Consider the following 17,408-nt stretch of genomic DNA (forward strand, 5'->3'; position numbering starts at 1 on the left):
GCTCAGAACTCCGTCGGGAGCATCTGAACGCAGGTCATCAGCGAGCCCCAGTCGCAGCTCTCCAGCGAGAGCATGCAGTCGGCGTACGCCTGAAGCTCCTCGTCGACGAGCGACGAGGCCATCACCTGGCAGCCCCACACGCAGTCCTCGGACATCATGCCGATGCAGACCCCGACGTCCGCGTCGATGTCGCCGTACCGTGTCTTCACGTGCACGCACTCCTCGTCCTCGCCGCACTCCGAGGTGTCGGTGCACGTCTCGTCCGCGCAGATCGTCGCCGCGCAGGCCTCGCCCTCGGGGCAGCCCCAGCCGTCCTGGAGGCAGCGGCCCGCCTCGGCGCACCCCTCGAGGTCCTCGTCGACCGCGCCGTCGCAGTTGTCGTCGCGGCCGTTGCACAGCTCGTCGCCGCCGCACAGCGAGCACGCCGCGCGCGTCGGCAGGCAGTAGCCGTTCACGTGCTCGAAGTCCGTCCCGCACGTGTCTTCCGCCGCGGCCTCGACGCAGAGCTGCGCGCCGAGCGCCGGGAGCGGCTGGCACTTCCAGCCGTCCGCGCAGTCGTTGTCGGTGCGGCACGCGTTGCACGCCGTGCCGTCGCAGTCCGCCGTGCACGCGTCGGACGGCGCGAAGCAGGTCGCGGCGTCGGCGCACGTGCCGTTCGCCATCTGCACCGCGCGGTAGGCGTTCACGAGCCCGTTGCCGTAGAACGGCGAGAAGCCGCCCGACCACGCGCCCCACACCGGGTCGATCTCGGTCGCCGAGTCGGCCAGGACCTGCCGCGCCTGCGCGGCCGTGATCGCCGGGTTCGCGGACAGGATGAGGCCGACGACGCCCGCGACGAACGGCGTGGCCGAGGAGGTGCCGCCGAAGTAGTTCGTGTACTGCGGATCCTCGGCCGCGTCGACCGACGTGTCGACGGTCGTGATGCCGTTCAGGCCGCCGTTCGAAGGAGCGGCCACGTCGACCGTGTCGCCGTAGCTCGAGTAGTACGACTTGAGCCCCTGGTCGTCGACCGCGGCCACGCCCACGACGTTCGGGTGCGAGACGTACGTGTCCTCGCTCACGTCGTAGTTGCTGTTTCCGGCCGCGAACAGGATGACCGTGCCGAGCCCGCCGCGGCCGTCCGTCTCCGCGTAGTCGAACGCCTCGGTCACGACCGTCGAAAGCTCCGGGTTTCCGGAGACCGCGCCCTCGAACTGCGGGTCCTCGCCGGCCGGCCCCCAGCTGTTGGAGATCACGCCCGCGCCGAGATCCACGATATCCGTGAACAGCGTCGCGAGCACCGCGTCCGACGCCATGAAGCCGCCCGAGGTCGGGAGGCCGCTGTCGCCGGAGGCCGGATCCCAGAAGAGCGCCGGGAGGAGCGTGCAGTGCGGGCAAACGCCGGACACGCCGAAGCCGTTGTCGCCGCGGGCGGCCGCGACGCCGCCGCAGCAGGTGCCGTGGCTGGCGATGCCGCCCATGTACGGGTCGCTGAGGTGGGACTCCCAGTCGTCCGGGTAGTTGTACGGCCCCAGCGTGACGTTGGGCGCGATATCGGGGTGGTTGATGTTCACGCCGTCGTCGAGTACCGCGATCACGGACGTCTGGACGCCCATGGTGACGTCCCACGCTTCGGAAACGCGGGAGTCGACCCCCTCGATCGACAGCTGGGTCGCCCCGTCCTTGATCTCCGGATCGACCTGCCCGTGGTTCTGGAGGTGCCACTGGTGGGCGAACATCGTGTCGTCCGGCGTGAAGCGCTTCTCGTAGATGCGGATCATGTCGAGCTCCGCGTGCACGCCCGGTATCGCGTTGAGCTCGAAGAGCGCGTCGAGCGCGACCCAGGGATCGCCGTCCTCGGCGACGCGCAGCGCGCCCCTAGACCAGCCGAGCTCGCGCACGGACGCGAAGCCGCGCGCTTCGACGACGTCGCGGGCGGCCTCGATCGCCGCCCTCTCCGTCGCCCGGATCACGATGTCGCCGTTCGCCGCCGCGACCCGGCCGAGCGCGTCCACGAACGTGGGCAGCGGCCGCTCGTGCTTGCCCAGCCGATACGCGATCATGTCGCTGAGCGCGTCGACCGTGTTGCGCAGGAACACCGCGCCGCCGCGCGCCATCACGGCCGTGCCGTACCGCGCCTCGTAGTCCGCGGTCTCCTCGCCCGGATCGATCGCGACGACGCTCGGCGCCCAGGAGTAGCCCGGCGGCGGGAGGTGCGCAGAGCGCAGGGAGCCCATGTCCATCATGCTGCCGAAGCACTGGCACATGAGATCGCAAGGCGCCTCGGTGTCCGGATGGGCGAGCCAGCCGCCGCACCCGGCGACGTCGGCGCACGCCTCCTGCGAGGTGCAGCACCGGAAGTTCGGGGTGACGTCTCCCCAGTACATCCCGCCGAGCCCCATCGTGCAGCTGGCCGTGCACTCGTCGAGCGTCATGGGGCAGCCCGGGGCGGACGCGCCGCCGCACTCCTCGAGCCGGGCGCACGCCTCCTCGCACGTCGCGAGGCAGTCGGTCGGGAAGCCGGCCGGATCCCCGCGGTCGCAGAAGCCACCGCCGTCCGGCCCCGCGTCCGCGTCGGAGTCGGAATCGGTGTCGGTGTCGGTGTCCGTGTCGGTCCCGGCGTCGGCGTCCGCCGAGCCGCCGCCGTCGTCGCAGCCCACGGCGGCGACCAGGGCCCACGGGGCGACGAGCAGCCCGAGCCGGCGAATGGTGCGCGTGAATCGAGTCATGGTTCCCTCCTCAGGGTTTCCGGAATGAGCGTCGAGAACGTCGAGAACGGGTCATCTTATCCAGTTCCACGACCGCGGTCATCAGGTTCAGGAGATGGGCCGGAAGGGGGGGCGGCGGGCTCAGGGCGCGTTGACCAGCTGCTCGAGGCGGGACTCGACCTCCGGGCGGTCGATCGCCTTCTCCGGGGCGATCTCGAGGTAGCGCCTGAAAGACGCGAGCGCCGCCTGGGGCTGCTTCGAGACCTGTTGCAGCACGCCGAGCCGGTAGTACGCCTCTGGCAGCCAGGCCGGCGTCGCGTCGCCGGGCTTGTCCGCGAGCGCCACGGCCTTGGAGAGCGGCGCGAGCGCGGTCTGGTGGCCGACCGTCTGGAGCAAGGTGATGCCGAGCTTGAAGTTGAGCTCGGCGTCGTCCGGAAGCTCCTGCACCGCTCGCTTGTAGTAGCGCAGCGCGGCGCCGAAGTCGGCGAGCTCCTCGCACGCTGTGCCGATCAGCCCGTACGCCTCGGACAGCTTGGGATCCTTGGCGAGCGCCTCCTCGAACAGCGCGATAGCGTCGCGCGCGCTCCCGGCCCGGAGCTTGATCTCGCCGGCCCGCAAGGGCGCCTCGGCCAGCTCGGGGTCGAGCGCCCGCGCCCGGTCGACCGAGAGGGCGGCACGAGACGAGTCGTGCATCGCCATGAGCGCCATCCCGAGGCGCAGGTGGTTCATGGCGTTCTTCTCGTCCAGCTCGATAGCCGCGCGGAAGTACGGGATCGAGTCGGCAGCGCGCTCGGTCTGCCGCAGGAGCTCGCCCATGTGGTAGTTCGCGTCTGCCGACTTCGGCATCGCGGCGACCGCCTCGGCCAGCAGCGGCTCCGCCTTCGCGTAGTCCCGCAGCATGATCGACGCCGCGCCGACGCGAAGCTTCGCCGCGGGATCGTCGGGCGTGGCTGCGAGGGCGCGCTCGTACGCGGCGAGCGCCTCCGCGAGCCGGCCCGTCGACTCGAGCAGGAGACCCTGCTCGAGGGCGAGGCCGGGGTAGCTCGGGCTCCTGGAGATCACCTCGCCGAGCGCAGCTTCGGCGTCCGAGGAGCTGCCGAGCCTTCTGTACATCTGGGCCATGCGGAAGTGGGTGCGCGCGTCGTCGGGCTCGACGTCGAGCGCGTCGTTGAGCGCCACGATCGCCGTGGCGTAGTCGCCGCGGGTCGCGTAGGCGTCCGCGAGCGTGAGCTTGATGAGCGCCGAGCCCGGCGCCTTCTCCCCGGCCTTGTCCAGGATCGCCATCGCCTCCGTATCGCGGCCGGTCTTCGTGTAGAGATCCGACAGCGCGACGTACGCCTCGACGAGCTCGTCGTCGGCGCCCAACGCGGCGTTGAGCTCCTTCTCGGCCTCCTCGAAGCTCTTGAGCGCCAGGTCGATGCGTCCCATCAAGTAGTGCGCGTAGGCGTTGCCGGGGTTCCCGGGCAGCAGGTCGGCGACAAGCGACTTCGCGTCGCCGAGCAGATCCTGCCGGTACATCGTGTCGGCGTGCCCGAGCTTCGCGTCAACGCTGGCCGAGTCCTCGCCGCGCGCCTTGACGAACAGCGTCACCGCGCCGGGCACGTCGTCCTGGCTCAGAGCGAGGAAACCCTTCCCCACGAGGAGATCGATATCGTCGGGGTTGAGCGCCGTCGCGGCTTGGAACTCGTCGACCGCCTTCTGGAACTGGCGGTTCCTGAGGTAGGCCCGGCCTTTCAGCGCGTGCGCCCGCGCCTTCTCCCGCGGGCCGGACTCGACGGTTTCCACCACGGGCTCGAGCAGCGCCTCGACGCGCGTGGAGCTGCGCCGCTCCCTGTCGAGCAGCAGCGCGGCGAGGGCGAGCCGTCCGCCCGCGTGCTTCGGGTGCTTCGCGACGAGCGCCTCGAGCGCCGCGAGCGCGTCCGCGCTTCCCGGGCCGTCGTCGAGCGCCCTCGCGACCAGGAAGTCGGCGCGCGCCGACTTCTCTCGGGCGGAGAGCTTCTTCGCCTGCGCGAGCGCCTTCGCGTGATCCCCGGTCGTGAGGAGCGCCTCGACTTGCAGGGCGAGCTCGTCCGGCGAGGGGTTGGGCAGCTTCGCGAGCTCCTTGGCCGCGGCCTCCCCGCGCAGGGCGACGACGTCGCTGCTCGACTTGGCCAGCGCCGCGTAGGGCGACTCGGACTTGTCCAGATCGATGCCACCGAGGAGCCGGGTCGCCTTCTGCATGTGCGCGATGCCGCTCCTGAAATGCGCCTCGTGCCAGTTGTGCAGGAAGACGCCGAGCAGCGTGAGGTCCTCGTTCTCCGGGTACTCCCGGCGGGCGGACTCGAGCTCTCGGATCGCGTCTTCGAGCGCCGCGTACGTGTCGGCCTGAAGCCGCTTCTCGATTTTCGCCCTGGTCTGACCGACGACCTTGTCCTCCGCGGCGTCCGGGAGGAGCTCGGCTATCAGGTTCACGCCGAACGGCCCGAAGTCGGTGAAGCTGAGCGCGGCGCCGCCCACGACGAACAGGACGAGCAGGGTGAGCAGCGTCACCTTCACGCGGCGGCTCTGCCGTTCCAGACGGCGCCTTCCTTCGAACTTGGCCCCCTTCCTGTCCTTCGCATCGGGCGGGGCGTTGTCGATGATCGTCCCCGAGGACACGGGCGGGCTGTCGGCGAGGTCGAGCCCGCCGCGATCGAGCGCCAAACCCGATCGGCGCTCGTCCTTGTCCTCCGCCGTGGGGAACTCGTCGAACTCGTCCGAGGAGCCGCTCCTCTTCTCCGGTTCGCCGCCCAGGTCGATCTCTCCGAAGTCGGTCGACCCGGGGCTCTGCACGCGCTCGCGCGAAGCCGGGGGCGGAGGCGGAGCCGCGCCGAGAGCCTTGGGCGCGAGGCCGTCCGGGGCGCCGGCGGGCGTCGGCAGGTTGGCGCAGGATGGCGTGGGCAGGTCGATGCCTGACGGTGTGGGCAGATCGATATCGCCGAACGGATCGTCGTACTTCGGGGTCGGCAGGTCGACGCCGGTCGCCGGCGTGGGGAGATCGATCTCGCCGAACGGATCGGCGCGCTTCGGGGTCGGCAGGTCGACGCCGGTCGCCGGCGTGGGGAGATCGATCTCGCCGAACGGATCGTCGCGCTTCGGGGTCGGCAGGTCGACGCCGGTCACCGGCGCCGGGAGATCGATGTCGGCGAACGGATCCTCGTACTTCTGGGTCGCGGGTTGGCCCGCGGCCCGCTTGGACGGGGTCGGGAGATCGCCGAACGGATCCAGCCGATCGGGCGCCGGGATGTCCGCCCCGAACGGCGCCGCCGGCGCCCTCTTCGGAGCCGGCAGGTCGGCGCCGGTCACCGGGGTCGGGAGGTCGATGTCGCCGAACGGATCGGGCCGCTCGGTCTTGAGCGCCGGCAGATCCATGTCGAGATCGAACAGGCTGGACGACTTGGGCGCCGGCAGGTCGGGGTCGAGCTCCCTCGCCGCCGCGGTCGGCGCATCAGAAAGCCCCGAGGGCCGCGGGCCGCGCTGCGGACGTTTCGGCGCGACCGAGGGCCGCGCTGGCATGGTCGCCGTCGCGCCGCTGGGCGCCAGGGAGGTCGCCTCCGCGACGCGCCCGTCCCGGTAGACGCGGAACGTGCACGTGCACTTGGGGCAGCGCATGCGTTGCCCGTTCTCCGGGATGCGGGATTCGTCCAGTTTGTAGGCGTGGTTGCACTGCGGGCAGCTCACGTTCATCGTCGCACCTGTCTCCACCGCGATCCGCCGCTCGAGCGGGTGTTGTAGAAAGCTAGCACAACGATGACCGGGCTGAAAGCGGGAGGGGGGCTACTTCAACAGGGCGGCGGCGAGCTCGGCGGCGCGATCGGTGCGCTCCCAGGTGAAGGTCTTGCCCGTCCGCCCGAAGTGGCCGTACGCCGCGGTCTGCTTGTAGATCGGGCGGAGCAGATCGAGCTGCTCGATGATCGCCGCCGGCCGCATGTCGAAGTGCTTCTGCAAGTACTTCCCGATCCTGTCCTCCGGCACCGCGCCGGTGCCGAACGTCTGCACGAGCACGGAGACCGGCTGCGCCACGCCGATCGCGTAGGCGAGCTGGACCTGGCAGCGCGTCGCGAGCCCTGCCGCCACGATGTTCTTCGCGGCGTAGCGGGCGTAGTACGCGGCCGACCTGTCCACCTTGCTCGGATCCTTGCCGGAGAACGCGCCGCCGCCGTGGGCGCCCATGCCGCCGTACGTGTCGACGATGATCTTCCGGCCGGTCACGCCCGCGTCCGCGTACGGGCCGCCGTTCACGAAGCGCCCGGTCGGGTTCACGAAGATCTTGAGATCCTTCGGGACGAGCTTCGCCGGGATGGTCGGCAGGATGACGTTCTCCCGCACCCAGTCGGTCAGCGTCTTGTGGGAGACCGACTCCGTGTGCTGCGTGGACACGACCACGGTCTCGACGGCCGCGGGCAGGCCGTCGCGGTAGCGCACGGTCACCTGGCTCTTCGAGTCCGGGCGGAGGAAGTCGACGGCGCCCTCCTTGCGCAGCTTGGCGAGGTTCTTCATCAGCCTGTGCGCGAGGGAGATCGGCAGCGGCATCAGCTCCTTGGTGTCGGTGCACGCGTAGCCGAACATCATCCCCTGGTCTCCGGCGCCCTGGTCCTTGAAGAGGCCCTTGCCCTTGGTGACTCCCTGGGAGATGTCGGGCGATTGCTTCTCGATCGCCGTGAGCACCGCGCAGGTGTTGGCGTCGAAACCCATCGACGAGTCGTTGTAGCCGATCTCGCGGATCGTATCGCGGACGATGGTCGGCATGTCGACGTACGTCCGCGTCGTGATCTCGCCGGCGATGACGGCCATGCCCGTCTTCACCATCGTCTCGCACGCCACGCGCGACCTCAAGTCGTCCTTGAGGCACGCGTCGAGGATCGCGTCGGATATCTGATCGCACACCTTGTCCGGGTGGCCCTCGGACACGGACTCGGAAGTGAAGAGGAACTCGCTCATTCTGTCGCTCCTTGAATTGTGGCCCGGCCGGATGAAGCGCGTTTCTCCCGCGCCGGGCGTTTTGATGAGTTGTTACAGCTAAAGCCGGAAAAGCGGATTGTCAACATCTCAGGGGGGATGGCGGCGCAGGCGACCCCTTGTGTCCCTGCTTCCCTCCGCCTAGTCAGGGACGAAGAAGAAGACCGAACGGGTGTCGAGCACCGCGTCGCCGTCGCCGACGACGTCGAGGAACGCCCCGTACGCGGCCATGGCGCCGGTCGGCGGGATCGTCTCGTTCCTGGCCGGGAAGATGTCGAAGCAGACCGTCGTGCCCGGCGGCACGTCGACGAATCGATCCGGCACGAGGTCGTCGTCGTCGTCCGCGGTGGCGAGCCCGCCCGCGCAGAAGGCGCCCGGGTTCAGGGGATCCTCGACGCCGCCGACGGTGTTCGGCGTGACGCGCTCCATGAGCGCCGTGGCGTCCTCGCCGTCGGTCCCGTCGTCGGTCAGCAGGGTCGACAGGTCGGTCGTCGCGTCGCCCGAGGTGAGCACGAGGACCGCCTGCTGCGGCGACGGCTCCCAGGAGTAGGGCGAGATGAAGATGAAGTACCCTTCTCCGAACGGGGTGGAGCCCGAGTCGTTGGGGTCGGTTCCGGTGGCCCACTCGGCGAAGTCGGAGTAGCCGTCGCCGTCCGTGTCGATGAGGTTGGGGTCGGTGCCGAGCTCCTCCTCCTGCCCGTTGGTGAGCCCGTCGCCGTCGTTGTCGTCGGCGGGATCGGTGCTCGTCTCCGTGTCGGCGTCCGAGTCGGAGTCGGAGTCCGTGTCGCCGTCGGCGCTTCCCGGGTCGGTCCCGTCGTCCGCGCACCCGCCGAGGGCGAGCGCGCCCGAGAGCGCCGCCGCAAGAACGATCTCTTTCAACATCGCCACCTCTCGTCAGGGAGTCCGCGTCGTCCGAAGGGAGCTTAGCGTGACGACGGCATCAGCGAAAGCGAGCCCGGATCGATTTTCCGCAACTTTCGGCGCGAACGGCCGATACAGGGACGGAGAGGAGGTGGGTCGATGCCGGAAGAAAGCCTCGTTCCGATGGAGCGCGTCGAGCGCGCGATCATCGTCCTGCGGGGGCAGCGGGTCATTCTCGACGCGGAGCTCGCCGCGATGTACGGGGTGGGCACGCGCGAGATCGTGCAGGCGGCGCAGCGCAACCCGGAACGGTTCCCGGCGGACTTCGTGTTTCAGCTTACAATTCAGGAGCTTGGCTTCTTGAGATCACAGTCTGTGATATCAAGTTCCGGGGGACACGGGGGACGGCGGGCCCTCCCGTACGCCTTCACCGAACAGGGTGTCGCGATGCTCTCCAGCGTGCTGCGAAGCCCGCGCGCGGTCCGGGTCAACGTGGAGATCATGCGCACCTTCGTGCGCCTGCGGCGGATGCTCCAAGCCGACGCCGGGCTCGCCCGCAAGCTCGAGGAGCTCGAGAAGAGATACGACGCGCAGTTTCGGGTCGTCTTCGACGCCATCCGCGAGCTGATGGCGCCGCTCGTGAAGCAGAAGAAGCGCATCGGCTTCGGGGAAGGGTGAGCGCGAGCGAACGCTCCAACCGTTATTTCAAGAACATCGACGGGGGCAGCAGGAAGTAGACCGAGCGAGTGTCGAGCGCGGCGTCGCCGCCGACGTCGATGAACGCCTTCCAGATGGTCGGGATGCCGTACTCCGGAATCGATTCGTTCATGGTGGGGATGACATCGAAGCAAACCGTGGTGCCCGCGGGCACGTCGACGAACCGATCCGGAATGGAATCGGAATCGTCGTCCACGGTGGCGAGGCCGCCCGCGCAGACCAGCTCGGGGTTCGTCGGATCCGCGACACCGCCCTCGATATTCGGCGAGACGCGTTCGATCAGCGCCGTGGCGTCCTCTCCGTCGATCTCGTCGTCGCGCCCCGACACGGCCAACTCCGCAACGGCCCCTTCGGTCGTGTAGACGAGGACCGCCGACTCCGGCACGGGCGGCTCTTCGTAACCATCGTAGTAGAAAAAGAAATCGCCTTCTGCCACGGGGTTCGATTCCGGATCGTCGGGATCGGTCCCAGCGAACCATTCGAGGAAGTCGGAGAACCCGTCGTCGTCGGAGTCCGGGTCGAAAGGATCTGTGCCGATCTCCTCTTCGAAATCATCCGACAACCCGTCGCCGTCCGTATCGAAATCGAAATCGGTTTCGGAATCGGCATCGCTGTCCGTGTCGGTATCGGTATCTGTGTCGGAATCGCCGCCGTCGGGCGTCTGATGAGCGGCCTCGTCCCCGCATCCGCCAATGAGCAAGGCGACGCCTGTCGCAAAGATCGGGTGGAGCACGCGGTTCAACAACTCTTCATCCCTCCCGGATAGTGAATGTCCTCTCCGAGTTTACGCCGGATAGAGTTCTCGTGCGCGGCACAAGGGAAGATCGGCTTTCACAACATGCTCACCGGGTCGACGTCGATCCGGATGCGGACACCGTTCGGCGGGGACTCGACGACATCGCTCGCGCCGAGGACGAGGCGGCGCAGCTCGTCGCGCCGCTTGCCGCGCAGGAGGACGCGCCAGCGGTGCCGGCCCTGCACCATGGCGATCGGCGCGGGCGCCGGCCCGAGGATGTCGATCGCCGCGCCGCGGGTCCCCGAACGCCGCCGCGCGTCCCCGAGCGCCCGGCACAGCTCGCGCGCCGCCGACTCGACGCGCCCGCCGTCCGGACCGCTCAGGCGCAGCGCGAGCAGGCGGCCGAAGGGCGGGTAGCCGAGCTCGGCGCGGCTCTTCAGCTCCAGGGCGGCGAACCCCTCGAAGTCGTGCGTTCGCGCCGCGACGATCGCCGGATGGTCCGGGCTGTACGTCTGGATCAGCGCGCGCCCGCCGAGTTCGGATCGGCCCGCGCGGCCCGCGACCTGCGTGAGCAGCTGGAAGGTCCGCTCCGCGGCGCGGAAGTCGGGCATGTGCAGCCCGACGTCGGCGAGCAGCACGCCGACGAGCGTCACGCGCGGGAAGTCGTGCCCCTTGGTCACCATCTGCGTGCCGACGAGCACGTCGATCTCGCCGGTGCGCAGCTTGTCGAGCACCTCCTCGGCGCCGCGGCCGGACGCCACGTCGCGATCGAGGCGGGCGACGCGCGCGTCGGGGAAGAGGGCGTGCAGGATCTCCTCCGCCTTCTCGGTGCCGACGCCGACAGGCTTCAGCTCGGCCCCGCCGCACGCCGGGCACCTGTCCGGCGGCGGGTGCCGCGCGCCGCAGTAGTGGCACACGAGCCCCGCCGGCCGCTTGTGCAGCGTCAGCGACACCGCGCAGTCGTCGCAGCGCCTGACCTGCCCGCACGCGGCGCACGTCAGGCTCGGCGCGAACCCCCGCCGGTTCAGGAACAGGATCGCCTGCTCGCCGCGCGCGAGCGTCTCGTGCAGCGCCGCGTGCAGCGGCCCGCTCACGACGCGCTGTCCGCCCGGCCCGGCGCGGTGGTACCGGAGATCCACGACCTCGACGCGCGGCAGAGGCAGCGAGGTGGCGCGGTGCGCGAGCACGAGCCGCGTCAGCTTGCCGCTCCGGGCGTTGTCGTGCGCCTCGAGCGACGGCGTCGCGGAGCCGAGGATCGCCACCGCGTTCGCGCGCGCGGCCCGGAGCAGCGCGAGGTCGCGGGCGTGGTACGGGAAGCCACGCTCCTGCTTGAACGAGCCGTCGTGCTCCTCGTCGACCACGATCACGGCGAGATCGTGCACCGGCGCGAACACCGCCGACCGCACGCCGATGGCGACGCGGACCTCGCCGGATCGGAGGAGCCGCCACTGGTCGAACCTTTCGCGATCGGTGAGCCCCGAGTGCCACACCGCGAGCCCCTCCCCGAAGCGCGCCCGGTACCGCCGCACGAGCTGCGGCGTGAGCGTGATCTCCGGCACGAGCACGAGCGCCCCGAGCCCGCGATCGAGGGCCCGCTCGATCACGCGGAGGTACACCTCGGTCTTCCCGGAGCCGGTCACGCCCTGCAGGAGGAAGCCGCCGTACCGCCGCTCCTCGAGGCGCAGCGAGATCGCCGCGACCGCCTTCGCCTGATCGCCCGTCAGCACCGGAGGCAGGTCCCGCTCGACAGCGGCGCCGACGAACGGGTCGGGCGGCCGGTCCCGCGCGGAGAGCGCCACCAGGCCGTCCGCGGCGAGGCGCTTGAGGTGCGCCGTGAGGCCGTCCGCCACCCCGCGCAGATCGGCGGCGCGCACAGTGCCGTGAGCGGCGATCCGTTCGAGCACGGCGGCCCGCTTCGGGGCGCGCCTCGCGATCTCGGCGACCCGCTCCGCGGCGCCCGGGAGCGCGGTGGCGACGGTTTCCTGAGGGCGCCCGATCCGCGCCTTGAAATCGTCTCGCGCGCTTTTCGGATCGATGCCCGGCGGCAGGGCGGCGCGGAGCACCTCGCCGAGCGGGTGCAGGTAGTAGTCGGCCGCGGCGGTGAGCAGATCGACGAGATCCTCCGGGAGCGCCGGAGTCTCGTCGAGCAGCGCGAGGGCCGGGCGCACCGCGAGGCCGTCCGCTTCGCCCGCCTCGGCGGCGCCGAGCAGGTACCCTGTCAGGCGCCGGCGCCCGAACGGGACGAGCGCGCGCGCGCCGCGCAGCGGGACGCCGAGCGCGGCGGGGATCTCGTAGACGAACGACCGGCGCAGCGGCACCGGGACCGCTACCCGCCACAGGCTCATGGGGCTCTCCGCAGGTGCCGCGTCGTCTCCGGCGTGCGCTGCTCGCGGCGGGCCTCGCTCCTCGTCAAGGAGAGCGCCTCGACGAGGCGGGTGCGCTGCGCCGCGAGGTCCGCGAGGCCGGCGAGGAGGAGCGCCACCCCCGCGACGAAGATCCCGGTCGCGACGGGCGTGGCGATCCGTCCCGCGGCGGCGTCGACCCCGGCGAGGCCCCAGGCCATGGCGAGCGCGGCGATCGCGGCGGCGGCCGGATAGAGGACGGCGCGCTCCGGCGTCCGCGGCGGGCGCTCGGGGAGCGGTGTCGAGGTCGTGCCGCGGCCGAGGCGGCGCGCCCAGAGCGCGGGGGCGACGGCGGCGATCAGGGCGGCGACGGCGGGCGCGAGGACGAGCGGGGCCGCGACGACGGCGCCGCGGCGGAGCGTGTCGACGAGCGCGGTCGCGGGATCGGGCCGGGTGAGGACCGCGGCTTCGAGGCCGTCGCGGACGAGCCCTTCGAGGGCGGCGCCGAGCGCCTGGCCTCCCAGGCCGAGCACCGCGCCGAACGCGACGAGCGCGGCGCCGGGCGCGAGGAGCGGGGATCTGGGGAACATCCCGGCGCTCGCCGCGGCCGCGAGCCTCGCGTCGCTGGGCGGAAGGAAGCGCCCGTTCCCGTCGTTCGGCATGGGCGCGAGTGTAGCGTTCCGATCGAGGCGACGGGAAAAAAAAGAGCCCGACCCCACGGGGACGGGCTCTGCGACGAACTGGGCGTCGAAGCGCGGCGGACCGCGCCGCTTGTCAGCCCTCCTTGATCGCGCCGGCCGGGCAGGTGTCGATGCAGGCGCCGCACTCCGTGCACTCGGCCTCGTCGATGCAGGCGACTTCGTCCTTCATGGAGATCGCCTCGGCCGGGCACCCCTCCACGCACTCCTCGCAACCCGTGCACTCTTCCTTCGTGATCTTCGGGATAGCCATCTCATCCTCCGCCTGTTGTTGCGGTCCGCGTCGTGTCGTGGGCGCGTCCGCCCTGAGGTTTTCCCGTGCCTACCATGTCACCTATGGACAGGCAATCGTTTGTTTGAGCACATTCCGGCCGTGGTCGAACCCGAGAAGAGATGGCTCCCCGAGCACGCCGCGATCGAAGGGGAGATCGGCACGATCCGCCGCAGCGCGCCGCGGATCCTCGCGCTCGGCTACCCGGCGCCGTACTCCGTCGCCGCGTCCTCCCTGGGCTTCCAGACCGTCTACCGGCTCCTGAACGGCGCGCCCGAGCTCGCGTGCGAGCGGTTCTTCGACTCCCCCGCGCTGCGGCCCGGAGGCACGCTGCGCACGGCCGAGGGCGGGTTCCCGGTGCGCGGGGCCGCGGCGGTCGGGTTCTCCATCGCCTGCGAGACGGAGCTCGCGCGGCTCGCGGCGCTCCTGGAGGCGGCCGATCTCGAGCCGCTCGCTTCGCTGCGGGGCGACGGAGATCCGGCGGTGCTCGCGGGCGGCCCGCTCACCCTGCTCGATCCGAGGCTGCTCGCCGAGATCGCGGACGCCGTCGTCGTCGGCGACGCGGAGGAGGCGCTGCCGGCGCTTCGCGACGCGGTCGGGAGCGCGCGGGACAAGGGGGATCTGCTCGATCGCCTGGCGGCGGGGATCCCCGGCGTGTGGGTGCCGTCTCGCGGCTCTGCGCCGCCCGCGCCCGCGATCGCGCCCGTCGATCTCCTGCCGGCGTTCGCGGCCGGGTGGTCGCCGCGCGCGGAGCTCAAGGACCTGTTCCTCGTCGAGGCGGCCCGCGGCTGCGCCCGCGGCTGCGCCTTCTGCGTCCTCTCCGGGACGGGGTTCAGGCCGGTTCCGGCGGGCCGGGTCCTCGAGTCGATCCCCGCAGGCGCGCCCGGGGTGGGGCTCGTCGGCGCGGCCGTGACCGATCACCCGGAGATCGAGGCGATCGTCGCGCGGACCGTCGCGTCCGGGAAGCGCGTGTCGCTGTCCAGCGTGCGCGCCGATCGGCTGACGCCGGCGCTCGCCGGGTCGCTCGTCGAAGGCGGGCTGCGGACGCTCACCCTCGCCGCGGACGGCGCGTCCGAGCGGCTCCGCCGCGCGGTCCACAAGGGGCTGACGGCCGACGATCTCCTGCGCGCCGCCGCGATCGCCGCTCGGGCGGGGATCCGCCAGCTCAAGGTCTACGCGATGGTCGGCCTCCCGGGCGAGGAGGACGGCGACGTCGAGGAGCTCGCCGCGCTGCTTCGCGATCTCGCGCCGGGGCTCGAGGTGACCGCGGCCGTCCAGGCGTTCGTGCCCAAGCCCGGGACGGGGCTCGCGTCCGCGGCGATGGCGCCGCTGCCCGACCTGCGACGGCGGCTCGATCTCATCAAGCGGCTGACGCGCGGCCGGTGCCGGTTGAGCCCGACCTCGCCGCGATGGTCCTGGATCGACTGGAAGCTCGCGCACGCCGGGAAGCTCGCCGGGCGGATCGGCGTGGCGGCGCACCGCGGGGGCGGCGGCTTCGCGGCGTGGAAGGCCGCGATCGAGGGGCACCTCGCGCCCTGAGTTGTGCCACTCCCCCGCCCGGTTTGGCACAGACCGCAACCTGGCGGACCGCTCTCGACGTACTGGCAACAAGCCGAAATCACTCGCGAACAATCTGGAATTCCAGCCCCCCGCCCCGCCCCATCGGCGCCTGGCACGGCGCGTGCTTAACCACGGGCACATCGCGAACGTCCAGCGGCCGCAGCGCCGCACGAAACGGAGGGGGCACAATGATCAGGAGTGAAATGATATCGAAATGGACGGTGGTTGCAGCGGCGCTGGCGCTCGCGCTCGGCGCGGCGCTGTCCGCCTGCTCCGACACGTCGGAGGGCACACCCGACGGCGACTCGGACGGCGACACCGACGCGGACTCGGACGGCGACACCGACGCGGACTCGGACGGCGACGGCGACACGGACAGCGACGGCGACACCGACGGTGACGGCGACGGTGACGGCGACGTCGACAGCGACTCCGACAGCGACTCCGACGGCGGCACGGCGGAGGAGTGCGACACCGAGACGCCGGTCGTGCTGTACCTCTCCGCGGACGACTCCAACTCCATGTCGAGCCCGGTGATCGCGCGGAACGCCATCGAGCACGGCGCCTTCGTGGACGGCCGGATCCGCACCTACGAGTTCCTGAACTACTACACGTTCGATTACGAGGCGGCGGAGCCGGACACGGTCCGGGTCACCGCCCAGATGCGGCCCAACGAGACCGCGTTCGAGGGGCTCGAGGCGGCGTACAACCTGCAGATCGGCGTGCGCTCGCCGGACGTCCCGGACGACGACCGGCGGCCGGTGAGCCTCACCCTGTCGCTCGACACGTCGGGCTCCATGGCGGGCACGTCGATCGAGCTCGTCCGCGACTCCTGCCGCGCCATCGCCGGCTCGCTCCGCGACGGCGACGTCATCTCCATCGTCGAGTGGAGCGACAGCCTGAGCATCCCGCTCGACTCCCGCGAGGTGACCGGGCCGGACGACTCCGTGCTGCTCGGCGTGTGCGACGACCTCTCGACCGGCGGCTCGACCGACCTCCACTCCGGCCTGGTCACGGCGTACGCGCTCGCCGAGGAGAACTTCAGCCAGAACCGGATCAACCGCGTGATCCTGATGTCGGACGGCGGCGCCAACACCGGCATCACCGACGTCGAGCTGATCGCCGCGGCGGCGGACGACTCCGAGGGCGAGGGGATCTACATGATGGGCGTCGGTGTCGGCGATCCGTCGTACTACAACGACGACCTGATGGACGACGTCACCGACGCGGGCAAGGGCGCCTACGTCTTCGTCGACAGCGAGGAGGAGGCGTACAAGATGTTCGGCGATCGCTTCCTGTCCCTGGTCGAGGTCGCGGCCCGCGACGTGCGCGTCGAGCTCGATCTGCCGCCGACGTTCGCCATGGTCGAGTTCCACGGCGAGGAGTACTCGACCGAGCCCGAGGAGGTCGAGCCGCAGCACCTCGCGCCGAACGACGCGATGATTTATCATCAGGTGATCGGATCGTGCGACGCGACCGCGTACGACGACACCGCCCCGGTCACCGTGACAGCCGACTACTTCCACCCGTTCACCTTGAGCCCGCTCACGGCGACGTTCGCCACCACGATAGGCGAGCTGCTGGACGCCGACGCGGCGCTCCTGCTCAAGGGCGACGCGGTCGTCGCCTACGCCGAGGCGCTCAAGGCGGTGCGGGACGGCGCGAGCGACAGCGAGGCCCTCGCGATCATCGACGGGGCGATCGCGGCTGTCGAGGCCGCGGCCGAGGTCCTCGCCGGCGACCCCGACCTCGTCGAGATCTCCGGTCTCCTCGACCAGTACCGCACGCTGTTCGAGTAACCCCCCGAGCGATTCGTGCTCAGTGCCAGTAGCCGCCGGGCGGAGGGGGCTTCCTCTGCGAGCCGTCGCCCTCGAGCACCTTCAGGCGGCGGCGCATGCGCCACAGCCGGATCCGGCTCGCGAGCCGCGAGGGGCGCCACAGCCCCGTCGTGAGGAGCGCGCCTATCGCGAGGCCGCCGAGGTGCGCGGCGTGGCTCGTGGCCGTGCCGCCGACGAGGAAGTCCAGGGCCGCGTACCCGATCGGGAGCAGGGCGAACCACTTCCCCTTGATCGGGAAGAGGCCGAACACCCAGACGATCCGGTTCGGATCCGTGATCACCCACGCGGCGACGAGCCCGTAGATCGCGCCCGACGCGCCGACCGTCGCGGCGTCCGGGTAGAAGAGCGCGCCCGCCGCGAGCACGACGAGGCCCGCGCCCACGCCGCAGAGGAGGTAGAAGTTGACGAACCCGCGCGCGCCCCAGCCCTGCTCCAGCGTGCCGCCGAACATCCACAGGAACAGCGAGTTGAACAGGATGTGCGACACCTCGTTCGGCGCGTGCAGCCACATGTACGTGAACGGCTGCCACAGCTCCAGCCCGGGCAGGACGCGCGACGGCGTGAGGGCGAGGTGCTCGAACGGCGCCGTGATGCCCGCCCAGCGCCCGACCACCACCGTGGTGAGCCAGACGGCGGCGTTGACGATCAGGATGATCTTGACGGCGCGCGTGAACGGCCAAGGGGAGAGGATGGTTCGCCTAGCGCGGGGCATCGAGTCGCG

12 protein-coding genes are annotated in these 17,408 nt (G+C 71.0%); 3 read left to right on the forward strand and 9 right to left on the reverse strand.

The window, feature by feature from the left end; translation table 11 throughout:
- Positions 1-2 precede the first annotated feature (2 nt).
- The 4 genes from M0R80_10130 to M0R80_10145 form a co-directional block, all read right to left on the reverse strand.
- Entirely contained in the window at positions 3-2,708 is a 2,706-nt protein-coding gene (locus tag M0R80_10130) for a S8 family serine peptidase (GenBank protein ID MCK9459984.1), read from the reverse strand.
- Positions 2,709-2,828: 120 nt separating this feature from the next.
- A complete protein-coding gene (locus M0R80_10135; GenBank protein MCK9459985.1) occupies positions 2,829-6,410 on the reverse strand; it encodes a zinc-ribbon domain-containing protein in 3,582 nt (1,193 codons plus the stop codon).
- 72 nt (positions 6,411-6,482) lie between these two features.
- A complete protein-coding gene (metK, locus tag M0R80_10140; GenBank protein MCK9459986.1) occupies positions 6,483-7,646 on the reverse strand; it encodes a methionine adenosyltransferase in 1,164 nt (387 codons plus the stop codon).
- A 159-nt stretch (positions 7,647-7,805) separates the two neighbouring features.
- Positions 7,806-8,546, reverse strand: coding sequence for a thrombospondin type 3 repeat-containing protein (locus M0R80_10145; protein MCK9459987.1), 741 nt, complete (start codon positions 8,544-8,546; stop codon positions 7,806-7,808).
- A 138-nt stretch (positions 8,547-8,684) separates the two neighbouring features.
- Between M0R80_10145 and M0R80_10150 the strand changes: the two genes are divergently transcribed.
- Positions 8,685-9,203: an ORF6N domain-containing protein gene (locus tag M0R80_10150; protein MCK9459988.1), complete on the forward strand. Its 519-nt coding sequence runs from the start codon at positions 8,685-8,687 to the stop codon at positions 9,201-9,203.
- Positions 9,204-9,225: 22 nt separating this feature from the next.
- On the opposite strand, the gene M0R80_10155 is transcribed toward M0R80_10150, so the two are convergent.
- The 4 genes from M0R80_10155 to M0R80_10170 all read right to left on the reverse strand — a co-directional run bounded on the left by M0R80_10155 (position 9,226) and on the right by M0R80_10170 (position 13,271).
- Positions 9,226-9,942, reverse strand: coding sequence for a hypothetical protein (locus M0R80_10155; protein ID MCK9459989.1), 717 nt, complete (start codon positions 9,940-9,942; stop codon positions 9,226-9,228).
- A gap of 131 nt (positions 9,943-10,073) precedes the next feature.
- Positions 10,074-12,323 carry a primosomal protein N' gene (priA, locus tag M0R80_10160; protein ID MCK9459990.1) on the reverse strand — a complete coding sequence of 750 codons (2,250 nt, stop codon included), beginning with the start codon at positions 12,321-12,323 and terminating at the stop codon, positions 10,074-10,076.
- Entirely contained in the window at positions 12,320-12,982 is a 663-nt protein-coding gene (locus M0R80_10165; protein MCK9459991.1) for a hypothetical protein, read from the reverse strand. The genes priA and M0R80_10165 overlap by 4 nt, the downstream gene beginning before the upstream one ends.
- 112 nt (positions 12,983-13,094) lie before the next feature.
- On the reverse strand, positions 13,095-13,271 hold the full coding sequence (locus M0R80_10170; protein ID MCK9459992.1) for a 4Fe-4S binding protein: 177 nt from the start codon (positions 13,269-13,271) through the stop codon (positions 13,095-13,097).
- A gap of 120 nt (positions 13,272-13,391) precedes the next feature.
- Here M0R80_10170 and M0R80_10175 point away from each other — a divergent pair, with 120 nt between their 5' ends.
- Both M0R80_10175 and M0R80_10180 read left to right on the forward strand, forming a co-directional pair.
- The gene (locus M0R80_10175) at positions 13,392-14,828 is read left to right on the forward strand and encodes a B12-binding domain-containing radical SAM protein (protein ID MCK9459993.1); all 1,437 of its coding nucleotides are present in this window, start codon (positions 13,392-13,394) and stop codon (positions 14,826-14,828) included.
- Positions 14,829-15,037: 209 nt separating this feature from the next.
- Positions 15,038-16,648, forward strand: a complete 1,611-nt coding sequence (locus tag M0R80_10180) for a VWA domain-containing protein (protein MCK9459994.1) — start codon at positions 15,038-15,040, stop codon at positions 16,646-16,648.
- A 19-nt stretch (positions 16,649-16,667) separates the two neighbouring features.
- Here the strand turns inward: M0R80_10180 and M0R80_10185 are convergent, their stop codons facing one another.
- Complete coding sequence (locus M0R80_10185) at positions 16,668-17,399, reverse strand: rhomboid family intramembrane serine protease (protein MCK9459995.1); 732 nt, start codon at positions 17,397-17,399, stop codon at positions 16,668-16,670.
- Positions 17,400-17,408: the final 9 nt, after the last annotated feature.

This window comes from Pseudomonadota bacterium (genome assembly GCA_023229365.1).
Lineage (GTDB): Bacteria > Myxococcota_A > Polyangia > JAAYKL01 > JAAYKL01 > JALNZK01.